Genomic DNA, 14,619 nt, shown 5'->3' with positions numbered 1-14,619 from the left:
CGGCCGCGAACAGCTTGGCGAACAGCCGGAACTGGGGCTCGGAAAGTTTGGAACTTTTGACGTACCGGTTCACAAGTCTTTTCATAGCATTAGCGACCTTTCAGACGCTCGTGCTAGTCGAGACCCTTCATTATTAAAATCAATAAGAAAAACCTTCCCAGGATCAGCGCCAAACTCCTGGGGTCCAGGGGCCTTTCGGCTCCTGGCGGGGTGCCCGAGGGGCAGAGCCCCTCGGCCTTTTTCGCCCCTTGGGTGGGGTCACGCCCCCAGCAGCGGCTGCGGGTCCAGCCAAATCCCGTACCACCCCAGCGAGAAGTGCAGATGCGGCCCGGTCACGCGCCCGGTGGCCCCCATGGCCGCGATGTGCTGGCCCTTGGCCACATCCGCCCCTTCGCTGACATGCTGTGCCGAGAGGTGGGCATACAGCGTGTGCAGCCCGTGCCCGTGGTCGATCACCAGCAGCTTGCCGAAGAAGAAGAAATCCCCGGCCAGCATCACGCGGCCTGGCATGGCGGCGTGGATGGGTGTGCCCACGGGTGCCGCGATATCCAGGCCGAAATGCGGTGCGCGGGGTTCGCCGTTCAGGATGCGCTGGCTGCCGTAGACGCCGCTGATCCGCCCGCGCGCGGGCCAGCCCAGCCCGGCCAGGAAGCCGGTGCGGGCGCTGTCGGTGGCGCGCGCGGCGGCCAGGCGCTGGCGCTCCGCGGTGATGCGGGCCATGGCCGCGGGGTCGGGCGAGACCTGGGCCGGGGGCAGGCCCTGGATGCGCTGCACATCCCATTCGCGCGGGCGCACGGCGATGCGGCGCTGGCTGGCGCGGCCATTGGCGTCGGTGACGGTCAGCACGGCCTCGGGGCCGTGGTCGCGGCCGAAGCCCAGGATGAACTCGCCGCCGGGGGCGACGCGGATCGCCCGGCCCTCCAGCGACAGGCGCAGGCCCTGGGCGCCCTGGCCCAGCAGCAGCCCGCCCTGGCTGGCCTCGGCGGGCAGGTCCAGCGCCCGGGCCGGGGCGGCCAGCAGCAGGGCGGGGGTGGCGAACAGGGCTCGGCGCAGCATCAGAACAGGCTTCCTTGCGCGGTGTCGGGGCGGGGCTTTTCGGCGCGCACATGCGCCTCGCCGTCCTGGAAGGCGATGGTCAGCGCGGCGCCTGGCTTCACCTCGGCGGCGTGGGTGACGGCCCGGCCGCGCGCGTCGCGCACCAGCGCGAAACCGCGCGCCAGCACCGCCTGATAGGACACCGATTCGAGCCGCGCCGCGAGGCCGCCCAGCGCCGTGCGGCGCTCGCGCAGCAAGGCCAGCACCGGGCCCTCGTTGAAGCGGGCCAGCACGGGGGCCGCGCGCCTGCGTGCCTGGCCGGAGGCGAAGCCGCCGCGCAGGCGCTCCGCCAGCAGGGCCAGCGCGCCGCGCCGGGCGGCGATGCCCTCGCGCGGGTGGGGCAGGTGCAGGCGGGTCAGGGCGGCGCGCTTGGCGGCCAGCAGGCCGGGCAGGGCCTGGCGCAGCCGCTCGCCGCGGTCGTCCAGGCGCTGGCGCAGGCTGGCCAGGATGTCGGGCATGGCCGGCAGGCCGCGCTCGGCGCGCAGCAGGCTGCCGCGCGCGCGCTCCAGCCGGGCCTGCACCGCCTGGTGCAGCCGCCCGCCGCGTTGGGAGAGATCGGCCAGCAGCTCGATCCGCGCGGGCACCGCCATCTCGGCGGCGGCGGTGGGGGTGGGGGCGCGCCGGTCGGAGGCGAAGTCGATCAGCGTCGTGTCCGTCTCATGCCCCACGGCCGAGATCACGGGGATCGGGCAATTCGCCACCGCGCGGACCACCACCTCCTCGTTGAAGGCCATCAGGTCCTCCAGGCTGCCGCCGCCGCGCGCCACGATCAGCACATCGGGGCGCAGATGCGGGGGCAGGGCGCCCATGCCGTCGATCGCGCGCGCGATCAGCTCGGCCGAGCCCTGGCCCTGCACCTGCACCGGCCACAGCAGGATGGGGCGCGGAAAGCGGCGCGCGATGGTGGTGCGGATATCCTGCAGCACCGCGCCCTTCTCGCTGGTCACGACGCCCACGCGGGCGGGCAGCAGGGGGATGGCGCGCTTGCGCTCGGGCGCGAACAGGCCCTCGGCCATCAGGGCCAGGCGCAGTTTCTCGATCCTGGCCAGCAGCGCGCCTTCGCCCGCGTATTCCAGCCGGTCGATCACCAGCTGGTATTTGCTGCGGTCGGCATAGGTGTCGATGCGGCCGGTGGCGATCACCTCCAGCCCGTTTTCCGGCTGCACCGCCAGGTTGCGGACGGACATTTTCCAGACCACCGCCTCCAGCTTCGCGTCGGCGTCCTTCAGCGAAAGATAGATGTGGCCGGAGGGGTAGCGCTTGCACTCCGTGATCTCGCCGCGCACCCGCACGCGGCCGAAGGCTTCCCGCAGCACGCCCTTGATGGCGCCGGCGAGTTCGCCCACCGCGAATTCGGGCATGTTGGTCTGGCTTTCCATCCGCCGAACTTATGCTAACCCGCGCCTCATGGCAGCCCCGCGCCGGGGCGGCCCTGGGCGAATGGGGTGCGCGGATGAAGGTTCTGGTGGTTGGCGGCGGCGGGCGGGAACACGCCCTGTGCTGGAAACTGGCGCAATCCCCCCTGCTGACGAAGCTGTGGTGCGCCCCCGGCAATGCCGGCATCGCCGACGTGGCCGAATGCGTGCCGGTCGGCACGGAGGATATCCCGGCCCTGGTGGAATTCGCGCGCGATCACGGGGTGGAGCTGGTCGTGGCGGGCCCCGAGGCGCCGCTGACGCTCGGCCTCGCGGATGCCTGCCGCGCCGCCGGCATCCCCTGCTTCGGGCCGAGCCAGCAGGCCGCGGCCCTGGAGGGCAGCAAGACCTTCACCAAGCAGGTGGCCGACGCCGCCGGCGCCCCCACCGCCGCCTGGGCCCGCTTCGAGGATGCGGACGCCGCCCGTGCCTATATCCGCGCCCAGGGCGCGCCGATCGTGGTGAAGGCCGATGGCCTGGCCGCCGGCAAGGGCGTGGTGGTGGCCGCGACCGTCGAGGAAGCCGAGGCCGCCATCGCCGAGATCATGGAGGATCGGGTGCACGGTTCCGCCGGCGCCAGCGTGGTCATCGAGGAATGCCTGATCGGCGAGGAAGCCAGCTTCTTCGCGCTGTGCGACGGCACCGTGGCGCTGCCGCTGGCCGCCGCCCAGGACCACAAGCGCGTGGGTGACGGCGACACCGGCCCCAACACCGGCGGCATGGGTGCCTATTCCCCCGCCCCCGCCTTCACCCCCGCCATCGAGGCCGAGGTGATGGAGCGCATCATCAACCCCTGCCTGGCCGAGATGGCCGCGCGCGGCACGCCCTTCACCGGCGTGCTGTTCGCCGGGCTGATGCTGACCGCCCAGGGGCCCAAGCTGATCGAATTCAACGTCCGCTTCGGGGACCCCGAATGCCAGACGCTGATGCTGCGCCTGCACAGCGACCTGCTGCCCCTGTTGCTGGCCGCCGCCCAGGGCAGCCTGGCCGGCCACCATGCGGAATGGCGCGACGACCACGCCATGGTCGTGGTCATGGCCACCCGCGGCTATCCCGGCGCCTATGCCAAGGGCAGCCGGATCAACGGGCTGGACGCCGCCGCCGCCATCCCCGACGCCTTCGTCTTCCACGCGGGCACCGTGGCCGGTGAGGACGGGGCCGTCCTGGCCTCCGGCGGGCGGGTGCTGGGGGTCTCGGCCCGGGCGGCCACCCTGGCCGAAGCCCGGACCACCGCCTACGCCGCCGTCGCGGCCATCGATTGGCCCGAAGGCTTCTGCCGGCAGGATATCGGGTGGCGGGCCCTGTGAGGGCAGGATGCGAGAGGGGCTCCGCCCCCCTCATGCGACCTTCCCCACAGGGCTAGCCACCCGCCCCTGATGGCGGCAGGCTGCGGGCCCATGGAAATCCGCACAGAGAAGTGTCCGGCCCTGGGCCGGGCCATGGTTGTCACCAATCACCCCGCGGCCTCGGCGGCCGCGGCGGCGATGTTGGCGGAGGGCGGCACGGCGATCGATGCCGCCGTGGCCGGCCTGTTGGCACTCACGGTGTGTGAGCCGATGATGGTGGGCCTGTTCGGCGGCGGCATGTTCCACATGCGCGGCGCGGACGGCACGCACACGGTGCTGGATGGCCAGTCCATCGCCCCCGCTGCCGCCCATGCCACCATGTTCACGCCCCTGAAGCCCGAGGACCCGCTGGTGATCGAGGCGGTGGGCCGGGAGAATGTGGTCGGCGCGCGCTCCGTTGCCGTGCCGGGCAATCTGCTGGCCTGGGCGGCGGCGCTGGAGCGCGAGGGGCGGTTCTCCCTGGCCGATGTGCTGCAACCCGCGATCCGCCTGGCGCGGCGCGGCTTTCTCGCCACGCCTTACCTGAGCGAATGCGCGGCGACGGCCGGGGCGGACCTGCTGGCCGATCCGGGCATCGCCGCGATCTTCATGCCCGATGGCGCGCCGGTGAAGCCCGGCACCCGCGTGGTGAACGCCGCCCTGGCCGAGACGCTGGAGACCATCGCCAAGGAAGGCCCGGGCGCGCTGCATGGCGGTTCCGTCGGTGCCTCCGCCACCGCCGAGATCGCGGCGCGCGGCGGCATCCTGACCAATGCCGACCTGGCTGGGCACAGCATGATCCCCCGCGCGCCGGTGCGCGGCACCTATCGCGGCTATGAGGTGGTGCTGCCGCCGCCGCCCTCGGCCGCCGGGGTGCATGTGGTGCAGATGCTGAACTTCCTGGAGGGCTTCGACGTCGCGGGCCTCGGCTTCGGCAGCGCCGGGGAACTGCACCTGAAGGCCGAGGCGCTGAAGATGGCCTTCGCCGACCGCGCCGCCGCCACCGCCGACCCCGCCTTCATCCCCGTGCCGGTCGGGAAGCTGACCAGCAAGGCCTATGCCGATCAGCGCCGCGCGGAATTCGACCCCGCCCGCACCCGCGCCTGGCCCGCCGGCGTGACCCCCGGCGAGGCCCACACCACCCATCTGACGGTCGCCGACGCCGAGGGCCGGATCGTGGTGGCCACCCACACCATCAACTCCCTGTTCGGCGCGCGCTTCCTGCTGAAGGAAACCGGGCTGATCCCGAACAACTACATGGCGCTGTTCAACCCGCGCCCGGGGCTGGCCAACTCCATCGCGCCGGGCAAGCGGGTCACGACCTCCATGTCGCCCATGGTGATCCTGAAGGACGGCAAGCCCTGGGCGGCGCTGGGGCTGCCCGGTGGGCTGCGCATCTTCGGCAGCGCCTTCCAGGCGGCGGTCAGCCTGATCGACCATGGCATGACCCTGCAACAGGCCGTGGAGGCCCCGCGCATCTGGACCCAGGGCGGGCCGGTGGAGGTGGAGCAGGGCTTCCCGGCCGAAGTGGCGGATGCCCTGGCCGCCAAGGGCCATACCATCCAGCGCGTGCCCCATGTGGGGGGCGGCATGTGCGCCATTCGTTTCCTGGAAGACGGGATGATGGAAGGCGCGGCCTGCTGGCGAGCGGATGGCACGCCCGTGGGGCTGGCCGGCGGGCTGGCGCGGGCGGGGGTCAGGTTCTTCCCGGATGCGCCGAGGTGAGCGCAGACTGGGGAAGGTGCAGCCTTCCCCAAGGGGAACGCAGGCTGAGGAAGGCTCTGCCTTCCCCAGACCCCATCCGCTGGGGAGATAAGATCTCCCCAGGCCCCTGCGAGGAGTTTGGGGACAGCGCTAATCTTATATAATTGATATTATTATATAAATTTATCGAAATGCCTTTGCCGGTTCCGCGCTGCCCCCAAACTCCCAAAAAGTAATGGGGGGTTCTCGGGGGGAAAGTCATTTCCCCCCGAGCGGGAGTTTGAGGGCGGAGCCCTCAACCGCCTTCAGGACAGCCGCAGCCCCAGCCTCTGGATCAGCGTCCGTTCTTCTTCCATCGTCCGCCGCACGAAGCCCGAATACTCATCCGAGTTCATCGGCATCGGCGCCATGTCGTACCGGTCCAGCACCGCGATATGGGCCGGGTCCATCGTCGCGGCGCGGAAGGCCTGGTCCAGCACCCGCACCACGGCCGGGTCCATGCCCTTCGGCCCCGCGAAGCCGTAGGGGCTGGCGGAGACCACATCGATCCCGCTTTCCCGCAGGGTCGGCGTGTTGGGGAAGCGCTTGGCGCGTTCGGCGCCCCAGCTGGCCAGCAGGCGCAGCTGGCCTTCCAGCACCATCGGCGCCCAGCCGGAGCTATCGGCCAGGATGTCGATCTGCTTCGACATCAGCGCCTGCACATTCTCGGCATAGCCGCGGAAGGGCACATGCACCCATTCGATGCCGGCGCGCTGGGCGATGAGTTCCATGGTCAGGTGCAGGGAGCTGCCGACGCCCGGCGTGCCATAGGTCAGCTTGCCCGGGTTGGCGCGGGCGTGGGCGATCAGTTCCTGCATCGTCCGCCAGGGCGAATCCGGCAGCACCACCGTGCCGAACAGATAGCCGGAGATGTGGGAGATATAGGTGAAGTCCGTCAGCGGATCGAACAGCGCGCGGCTGTTCAGCAGCGGCTGGCGGAACACGCTGATGGGCATCTGGGTGATGCTGTAGCCATCCGGCCGGGCCGAGAGCATGGATTGCGCCCCCAGCACGCCGCCGGCGCCCGAGCGGTTTTCCACCACCACGGACTGGCCGATGCGGCGGGAGGTCGTCTCGGCCAGCACGCGCATCTGCACATCGGTGGTCCCGCCCGGGCCCCAGGGGCAGATCAGCCGGATCGGCGCGTTGGGAAAGCCGGATTGCGCATAGGCAGGGGCCGCGAGCGCGCAAGCCAGCGCGCCCAGGCTGCGACGGGGCAGCATCATGGACATCCTCGGTGTTGGTTTTCTGGCTTTACATATCTGGCTTGGTGGGGCGTTGGTCAATGCTTCGCGCTGCGACAAAGCTGGTGCAGCATGGGGGCATGCTGCGCCGGTCCCTGCCGCTTCTGGCCCTACCGCTTCTCGCCCTGCCTGCCTTGGCCCGGGCGCAGGCCGCCGAATTCCTGTCGCTGGAAGCGGCGCTGGCGCTGCTGCGCGGGCCGGTGGCGCAGGGGCTGAACCTGTACATGCGCCATTCCGTCACCGACCGCGCCCAGGCCGATACCGGCCGGCTGGACGACCGCGCGGGGCAGCGCAACCTCAGCGCCGCCGGCGAGGCCCTGGCCCGGAACCTCGGCGCCGGCTTCCGCCGCCACGCCATCCCGGTGACGGAGGTGCTGACGAGCCCGGTCTTCCGCGCGCGGGACACGGCGGAGTTGGCCTTCGGCCCGGCCCGCATCCACCCCGCCCTGATCGCCGACGACTATACCCGCCGCGACCCGGCGCGGGACGCGGCCGAGGTCTCGGCCCTGCTGGCCCAGCCGGTGGCGGGCGGGCACCGGGTGCTGGTGGGCCATATCGTGCCGCTGGGCATGATCCTGGGGCGCGGCCTCTCCCAGGCGGAATTCCCCGAGGCCAGCCTGGGGCTGTTCCGCCCGGAGGGCACGCGCTGGCGCCATCTGGGCTTCGTCAGGGCCGAGACCCTGGCGGCGTGATCAATCCTCGCGGATCTCGCCGCGCTCGATGGTGAAGCTGCGCTCCACCAGCGGGATCAGCAGTTCCGGATTGCTCTCGCTGATCAGGATGGCGACATCGGGCAGCGCGTCCTTCAGCCGCCGCAGCGCATCGGCGTAACGCAGCGCCAGCGCCGGGGCCAGGCCCTGGAAGGGCTCGTCCAGCAGCACGGCGCGGGTGCCCACCATCAGCGCGCGGCCCAGCGCCACCATCTTGCCCTGGCCGCCAGAAAGCCCGGCGGCCTTGCGCGGGGCCAGCGCCTTCAGCTCCGGCAGCAGGGTATAGACCTGCTCCAGCCGGCGGGCGATCTCGGGGCGGGGCAGCTTCAGCACCTCGGCCGGCAGCAGCATGTTGGCTTCCACCGTGAAGCTGCCGAACAGTCGCCGTTCCTCGGGCGCGTAGCCGATGCCCAGCCGCGCGCGGTGATGGGCGGGGATGGCCGTCGCATCCTGGCCATCCAGCGTCACGCGGCCGGCATCGGGGGGCAGCAGGCCCATCAGGGTGCGGAAGGTGGTGGTCTTGCCCGCGCCATTGCGCCCGATCAGCGCCACCCGCCCGCCCGCGGGCACGGCCAGCTCCACCGCGCGCAGCACGGGGGCGCCGGCGATGGAGACGGAAACAGCCTCAAGCCGCAGCATGGCGTCCTCCGGTCTCGATACCGATCACCTCGCGCCGCACATCGGGGTCGTTCAGGATGCGCTCCGGCTGGCCGAGGGCCGCGATCCGCCCCTGGCTCCAGACCGCGACCCGGTCCGCGAAGCGGCCCACCACCTCCATGTCGTGCTCGACGAACACGGCGGTGACGCGCGCGTCGCGCAGCACGGTGGCCAGGCGTTCCACGATCTCCATCTTCTCGGACGCCGCGACGCCGCTGGTGGGCTCATCCATCAGCAGCAGGCGGGGGCGCAGTGCGACGGCCATGGCGATATCGGCCAGCTTGCGGGCCCCTTCGTTCAGCGCGTCGGCGCGGGTTCCGGCGATGGCGGTCAGGCCGAAGCGGGCGAGCAGATCCATCGCTTCCTCCCGCCACGCCGGGCGCAGCAGGGGCTTGAGGGCGGAGAAGAACCCCTCCCGCGCGGCGACGGCCATGGCGGCGTTTTCCAGCACCGTGTGCTCGGTGAACAGCTGCGGCAGCTGGAAGCTGCGGGCGATGCCACGGCGCACGATGGCGCGTGGCGACAGGCCCAGGATGCGCTCACCGGCGAAATGGATCTCCCCGCCCTGGGGCTTCAGATAGCCGGTGGTCATGTTGATGAAGGTGGTCTTGCCGGCGCCGTTCGGGCCGATGATGGCCAGGAACTCGCCATCCAGCACGTCCAGGTCGATGCCGTCGGCCGCCTTCACGCCGCCGAAGGCCAGCCGCAGCCCCTTGGCCGAGAGCAGAACCTCGCTCATGCGCGCCTCCCGCACAGTTTCAGGACCATGCCCCACAGCCCGCCGCGCGCGAACAGGATGACCAGCAGCAGCACCACGCCCAGGATCAACTGCCAGGCATCGGCGAAGCTGGCGGCGGCATAGACGCGCACCAGCTCGAACACGATGGCCCCCAGGAAGGGCCCGATCACGCCGCCCGCGCCGCCCAGGATGGCGATGAACACCAGCTCACCCGATGCGGTCCAGTAGCCCAGATGCGGCGTGACATGGCGGGAGGTCATGGCGATCAGCGCCCCCGACATCCCCGCCATCACGGCCGAGATGACATAGGCCGACAGCAGCACCCGCCGCGCGGAGACACCCATGAATTCCAGCCGGGCCTCCCGCGTTTTGATGCCCGACAGCGCCTGGCCCATCGGCGAGGCGAGGTAGAAGCGCGCGAACACGGCGCAGAGGATGGCCAGCGCCAGCGCCGTCAGCAGCAGCGCCCATTCATAGCCGTGGCGGTCCAGCGTGCGGCCCAGGAAGGTGGCGGCGGGCACGCGGATGCCGTCCGTGCCCTTGGTGATGGTGTAGAGCTTTTCCAGCAGCGAATAGAACACCATGGACAGCGCCAGGTTCAGCATGCCGAAGAAGATCTCGCGGTAGCGCACCACGAACAGGCCCACCAGCAGCCCCAGCACGCCGGCGAACAGCGCGCCGATGGGCAGCAGCAGCGTGGCATCGCCCAGCTTCGGCGCCAGGAAGGCCACGGTATAGGCCGAGAAGGCCACGAACAGCGCATGGCCGAAACTGACCTGCCCCGCGCGCAGCAGCAGCAATATGCCGAGCACCGCGATGCCCTTGGCCAGGGCCAGGGTCAGCACGAACACCAGCCAGGGCGTGGTGGAGGCGGCGGCCAGGACGGCGAGCGCCAGCAGCGCCGCCAGGAAGGCTTCAGTGCGAGAGTTCATATCCGGCGCGTCTCCGTCACGCCGAACAGGCCGTTCGGGCGCACCAGCAGCACGCCCACCATGATGATGTAGGGCACCAGCACCTCGGCCTCCGGCAGGAAATACACGGCGATGGACCGCCCGAGCCCGATCATCAGGGCCGCGATCGCCGCACCCTCCACCTGGCCGAGGCCGGCGGTGGCGACCACGGCGAAGGACAGCACCATGGTGCCCGCCCCCACGCCCGGCACCAGTGCCGCGGTGGGCGAGGCGAGCGCGCCGCCCAGCGCCGCCAGCCCAGCCCCGAAGGTGAAGGTCAGCAGGAAGATCTTCTTCGCGTCGATGCCCATGGCGGTCGCGGCCTCGCGGTCCGTCGTGACGGCCACGATCACGCGGCCCGTCAGCGTGCGGCGCAGGAACCAGGCCAGCCCCACCAGGGTGATCAGCGCCACACCCGGCAGCACATACAGCTGATAGGCGGTGAAGGGGATGACGTCGGTGCCGAAGGGCACGTCCACCGTGCCCAGCCAGCGCATGGCGGCATCATGGTGCAGGGGCTGCACGCCCCAGACCAGCTTCTGCACATCCTCCAGGATCATGAACAGCGCGAAGGTGACCAGCAGCTGCAGCACCGGCTCCTCGGAATAGATCCGGCGCAGCAGGAAGCGTTCGATCAGCGGCCCGGCGATGCCGCCCACGATCACCGCGGCCAGCAGCAGCACCGGCAGGGCCATCCAGTCCGGCAGGCCCCGGGCGGCGGCGAAGGCGCCCAGGGAAGCGGCCGTATAGCCGCCGATGGCGAAAAGACTGCCATGCGCCACGTTCAGGATGCGCAGCACGCCGAACACCAGGTTCAGCCCCACCGCCACCATGAACACCAGCGCCGCATAGGCCAGCCCATCCAGCAGGGCGAGCCCGAGCAGCAGCCCGTTATCGGCGAACCATTCGGCCATGGGTGTGCCTCAGCCCGGGGCGCGGTTGAGGAAGTCGGGCGTCAGCGTCTTCAGCCAATCGACGCTCTTCTGCCCCACCGGCGCGGTGATCAGTTCCGGCGGGTAGATCACCATGTCGTTCATCACCGGGAAGGGCAGGTCCCCGCTGCGCACGGTGGTGCCGATCAGCTGCGGCTCCAGCCCCTGGCCATCCGGGCGGATCTTGATGCGGCTGGTCAGCGAGTCGAATTCCAACCCATGGAAGGCGCGGGCCAGCTGCGCGTCGGACGGCCAGGCGCCGCCCGTCGTCTCCAGCGCCTTGGCATAGGCGGTGCGCATGGCGCTGATCGCCTGGTACATGTGATGCGTCGGATAGATCGGCCAGGCGTTGAAGCGGCGGCGATAGTTCTCCACGAAGCCGCGCAGCTTCGCGGGGTCCGCCGGGTTCGGGTGCAGGTGCCAATGGTCGCCGCGCGCGCCGATGAAATGGCCGGGCGGCAGGGCATGGCCCACGCGCTCCAGCGAGGATTCGGCCAGCGGCATCACCAGCGTCGAACGCTCGAACAGCCGGCGCTCGGCCGCCTGCTTGATGAAGGTGTCGAGCTCTCCGCCCCAGGAGGTGGTGAAGATCACCTCAGGCCGCAGGGCCAGCAGGCGGGTGATCTCGGTGGAGAAATCGGTGGAGTTGAAGCGGGGGAACAGCTCGGCCGCCACGCGCACGCCGGGGCGCAGCGCGTCCATGCCGGTCTTCCAGATCTCCCAGCTGTCGCGGCCCCAGGCGTAGTCCTGGTTGATCACCGCCACGCTGCGCAGGTTGGGCTTGCGCTTCAGCGTGTACAGCAGGGGCGCCAGCACCTCGGGCGTCGCGTTGGCCTGGGTGCGGAAGGCGTATTCGTAGCTGCGCTCCTCGAAGATGCGCTGGGTGCCGCAATCCCACAGCAGCACGGGCTTCTTCAGCTCCTCGGCCACCGGCGTGCAGGCCAGGCAGGAACCGGAGGAGATGGAGGACAGCAGCAGGTCCACGCGCTCGTTCTGCACCAGGCGCCGGATCTCGCCCAGCGTGTGCTCCACGCCCGGGCCCTCATCGACGAAGATGGCGCGCACCGGCACGCCGCCGATGCCGCCCGCGCGGTTGATCTCCTCGAACAGCATTTCGGCGGCGTTGCGGCCGGGCACGCCGAAGACGCTGGCCGGGCCCGAGAGGATGGTGACGACGCCGACCTTGATCTCGGTCGGGCGCGCGGGCTGCGCGTGAGAGAGCGAGGCGGGCATCAGCAGGCCGCCAAAACCCGTAGCCAGCAGCGCATCGCGCCGCGAGATGGTGGAGTGCATCGGACGTTCCCTTGATGGGTTTGTCCCACCCTTATGCCCAAGCCGGGCCGTGCTGGTCCAGCCCTTGCGTGCCGCTCTGCGAACCGGGCCTTCTCACATCAGCAGCAGCCCGCCCTCGATGCGCGCCCAGCGCGTGCCCGCGACCCGCGCGAAATGGCGGTCGTGGGTGACGAGCACGCCGCTGACGCCATGGGCCAGCAACTCGGTTTCCAGCGCCTCCCGCCCCGCGATGTCCACATGGTTGGTGGGTTCGTCCAGCAGGCAGAAATTGGGTGCTGTCAGCCGCAGCGCCAGCAGGGCCAGCCGCGCCCGCTGCCCGGGCGAGAGCTGCGCGACCGGCTGGCGCTGCCGCGGCAATGGCAGGCCGATGCCCGCCAGCAGCGACAGGCTGCGCTGGTCGCCCTGCCCGAAATGGCTGATGACCCCGAAGGGCGTCTCGCCCGGCGGCCAGGCCGACATGTGCTGGTCCAGATGGAAGGGCCGCAGGGAGGCACTGACGCGGATGCCCGGCACCGGCTGCGCCATCGCCCGGCCCAGCAGCGCCAGCAGGCTGGATTTGCCACTGCCGTTCTCCCCGCTCAGCACCAGCCTTTCGCCCTGGCGCAGCACCAGCTTGCGGATATGCAGCAGCTCGCGGCCATCCGGCGCGGTCACGGCGCAGTTCTCGATATCGATCAGCACCTTGGCGTGCGTCCCGCTGGTGGCCAGCTGGATGCGGCCGGGGCGCGGGGGCGGGGGCGGCTGCGGCTGGGCCTCCAGCGCCGCGGCGCGGCGGTTGATCTGGGCGGATTTCTTCTGCGCCGCATCGCTGCGGCTGTTGATGCCGATGTTGCGCAGCTCGGCCGCGCTGCGGCGCAGGCGCGCGGCCTCCCGGCCGTCGCGCTCCAGCCGGTCCGCCCGCGCCGCGTCCGCCTCGGCCAGCAACTGCCGCGCCTGGCTGTAGGGGTGGTCGAACAGCACCGGTTCCTCCGGCCGCAGGAACAGGGTGCGGCGGGTGCAGGCATCCAGGAAGGCACGGTCGTGGCTGGCGATCAGCATCGGCAGGCGCTGGCCCAGCAGCCAGCCCTCCAGCCAGGCGATCTTCGCCGTGTCCAGGTGGTTGGTCGGTTCATCCAGCAGCAGCGCGTCGGGTTCCGCGACGGCGGCGCGGGCCAGCAGCGCCAGCCGCTGCCAGCCGCCGGAGAGCTCGCCCAGCGGGCGCCCGCGCAGGGCGGGGGGCGTGTCGAACTCGTCCAGCATGGCCTCCGCGCGCCAGGCCTCGGTGGCACGGCGTTCGGGCGGGATGGCGCGGCGCAGGGCCTCGGCCAGGGGCAGAGCGAGCAGGCCGGCGGGCACCTCCTGCTCGACCAGCGCCACGCGCAGCCCGCGTGAGCGCGTGATGGTGCCGGCCTGCGGCTCCGCGATGCCCGCCAGGCAGCGCAGCAGCGTGGTCTTGCCGCCGCCATTGCCGGCGACCAGGCCGATGCGGTCGTCAGGCCCGATGGAACAGGTGAGGTTGCTGAACAGCGGCGCCGGCGACAGCACGCCGACACCCTTGAGGGCGATGGAAACCATGAGACGAAAACCCGAAATCCCGGCGCACGCGCCGCATCCTTGGAAAAGGACGCCGTTCCATCGATGAGGGATGGATCGCCGCCCTGCGAAGCCTATCGCAGGGCGGAAACGGGACCGCGCGGATGGTGCTGGTTGTACGTGGACACGGCACCCTCCTTCGGGCTTGGGTTGGAGAGTAGAAGGTAGGGGTAGGGGGCGCGAGTGGCAAGGGAAATCAGGGGCTTCGCCTTCGCTTCCTACTCCGCCGCCCGCGCCACCTTCACCATTTCCCGCCCGGCCAGCACGGCCGCGATCGCCGCCGCCGCCGCCGCCTGGGCGGGTTCGATCACGGGCACGCCGGCCGCGTCCTCGGCGGCCGCGCGGTGCTTGGCCATGCCGGCGCAGCCCAGGATGATGGATTTGGCGCCGCGTGCCGCCAATTCCTTCGCGGTCGCCGCGATGCGCGCGCGCGGCGCCACCGGGTCGGTCAGCACTTCCATCTCCAGATTCAGCGGGATCCAGGCGGCCAGGCGCTGTTCCACCCCCAGGGCCTGCAACACCTTCGCGTGCCGCTCGCGTGAGGCATCGGTGAAGCCGATCACGCCGAAATTCTCCGACCGGTTCATCGCGGCCGTGATGGCGCTGCGCAGCATGCCGAAGACGGGCTTGGCGGTGGCCGCGCGGGCCGCGTCATAGCCGGGGTCGGACACGCAGCCGATGATGAAGGCGTCGGCCGTATGGGTTTCCACGATGCGGCAAATGGGCTCGGCCACGCTGAACCACTCGCGCCAGTTGGTGATGGCGGGCGGGCCCTCGGCGATGCGGATGACCTCCAGCTCCGGCAGGCCGGGGGCGCGGAAGCCGGCCACGGCCTCACCGATGCCATCGGTGCAGGAGAGGGAGGAATTGGGATTGATGATCAGAATGCGTCCGGACATGCCCGCCAAGGTGCGGCGATGTCGCGCGCCGCGCAAGGCTGGGCT

13 protein-coding genes are annotated in these 14,619 nt (G+C 71.0%); 3 read left to right on the top strand and 10 right to left on the bottom strand.

Going from position 1 to position 14,619, the window contains the following annotated elements:
* Window positions 1-258: 258 nt before the first annotated feature.
* Window positions 259-1,056, bottom strand: a complete 798-nt coding sequence (locus GT007_RS12625) for a M23 family metallopeptidase (RefSeq protein ID WP_236571642.1) — start codon at window positions 1,054-1,056, stop codon at window positions 259-261.
* Window positions 1,056-2,474 (bottom strand): exodeoxyribonuclease VII large subunit, encoded by a 1,419-nt coding sequence (xseA, locus tag GT007_RS12620; RefSeq protein WP_160121977.1) that lies wholly within the window; start codon window positions 2,472-2,474, stop codon window positions 1,056-1,058. The genes GT007_RS12625 and xseA overlap by 1 nt, the downstream gene beginning before the upstream one ends.
* 74 nt (window positions 2,475-2,548) lie before the next feature.
* Between xseA and purD the strand changes: the two genes are divergently transcribed.
* On the top strand, window positions 2,549-3,817 hold the full coding sequence (gene purD, locus GT007_RS12615; RefSeq protein WP_160121976.1) for a phosphoribosylamine--glycine ligase: 1,269 nt from the start codon (window positions 2,549-2,551) through the stop codon (window positions 3,815-3,817).
* Between the two features lie 132 nt (window positions 3,818-3,949).
* Entirely contained in the window at window positions 3,950-5,560 is a 1,611-nt protein-coding gene (ggt, locus tag GT007_RS12610) for a gamma-glutamyltransferase (RefSeq protein WP_201451907.1), read from the top strand.
* 284 nt (window positions 5,561-5,844) lie between these two features.
* Here ggt and GT007_RS12605 read toward each other — a convergent pair whose 3' ends face one another.
* Window positions 5,845-6,804: a tripartite tricarboxylate transporter substrate binding protein gene (locus GT007_RS12605; protein ID WP_236571641.1), complete on the bottom strand. Its 960-nt coding sequence runs from the start codon at window positions 6,802-6,804 to the stop codon at window positions 5,845-5,847.
* Between the two features lie 98 nt (window positions 6,805-6,902).
* Between GT007_RS12605 and GT007_RS12600 the strand changes: the two genes are divergently transcribed.
* Window positions 6,903-7,514 carry a histidine phosphatase family protein gene (locus GT007_RS12600; RefSeq protein WP_160121973.1) on the top strand — a complete coding sequence of 204 codons (612 nt, stop codon included), beginning with the start codon at window positions 6,903-6,905 and terminating at the stop codon, window positions 7,512-7,514.
* Here GT007_RS12600 and GT007_RS12595 read toward each other — a convergent pair whose 3' ends face one another.
* The 7 genes from GT007_RS12595 to GT007_RS12565 form a co-directional block, all read right to left on the bottom strand.
* Window positions 7,515-8,171: an ABC transporter ATP-binding protein gene (locus tag GT007_RS12595; protein ID WP_160121972.1), complete on the bottom strand. Its 657-nt coding sequence runs from the start codon at window positions 8,169-8,171 to the stop codon at window positions 7,515-7,517. It abuts the gene before it with no gap.
* Window positions 8,158-8,928: an ABC transporter ATP-binding protein gene (locus GT007_RS12590; protein WP_160121971.1), complete on the bottom strand. Its 771-nt coding sequence runs from the start codon at window positions 8,926-8,928 to the stop codon at window positions 8,158-8,160. Before GT007_RS12590 ends, GT007_RS12595 begins: the two co-directional genes overlap by 14 nt.
* On the bottom strand, window positions 8,925-9,860 hold the full coding sequence (locus GT007_RS12585) for a branched-chain amino acid ABC transporter permease (protein WP_160121970.1): 936 nt from the start codon (window positions 9,858-9,860) through the stop codon (window positions 8,925-8,927). Before GT007_RS12585 ends, GT007_RS12590 begins: the two co-directional genes overlap by 4 nt.
* Complete coding sequence (locus tag GT007_RS12580) at window positions 9,857-10,792, bottom strand: branched-chain amino acid ABC transporter permease (protein ID WP_160121969.1); 936 nt, start codon at window positions 10,790-10,792, stop codon at window positions 9,857-9,859. Before GT007_RS12580 ends, GT007_RS12585 begins: the two co-directional genes overlap by 4 nt.
* Window positions 10,793-10,801: 9 nt before the next feature.
* Window positions 10,802-12,103 (bottom strand): ABC transporter substrate-binding protein, encoded by a 1,302-nt coding sequence (locus tag GT007_RS12575; RefSeq protein WP_160121968.1) that lies wholly within the window; start codon window positions 12,101-12,103, stop codon window positions 10,802-10,804.
* A 93-nt stretch (window positions 12,104-12,196) separates the two neighbouring features.
* Entirely contained in the window at window positions 12,197-13,657 is a 1,461-nt protein-coding gene (locus GT007_RS12570) for an ATP-binding cassette domain-containing protein (RefSeq protein WP_160121967.1), read from the bottom strand.
* A 236-nt stretch (window positions 13,658-13,893) separates the two neighbouring features.
* A complete protein-coding gene (locus GT007_RS12565; protein ID WP_160121966.1) occupies window positions 13,894-14,574 on the bottom strand; it encodes an aspartate/glutamate racemase family protein in 681 nt (226 codons plus the stop codon).
* Between the last annotated feature and the right edge of the window lie 45 nt (window positions 14,575-14,619).

Source organism: Rhodovarius lipocyclicus, from assembly GCF_009900765.1.
GTDB classification, from domain to species: domain Bacteria; phylum Pseudomonadota; class Alphaproteobacteria; order Acetobacterales; family Acetobacteraceae; genus Rhodovarius; species Rhodovarius lipocyclicus.
This window is presented reverse-complemented; position numbering and strand designations above follow the sequence as displayed.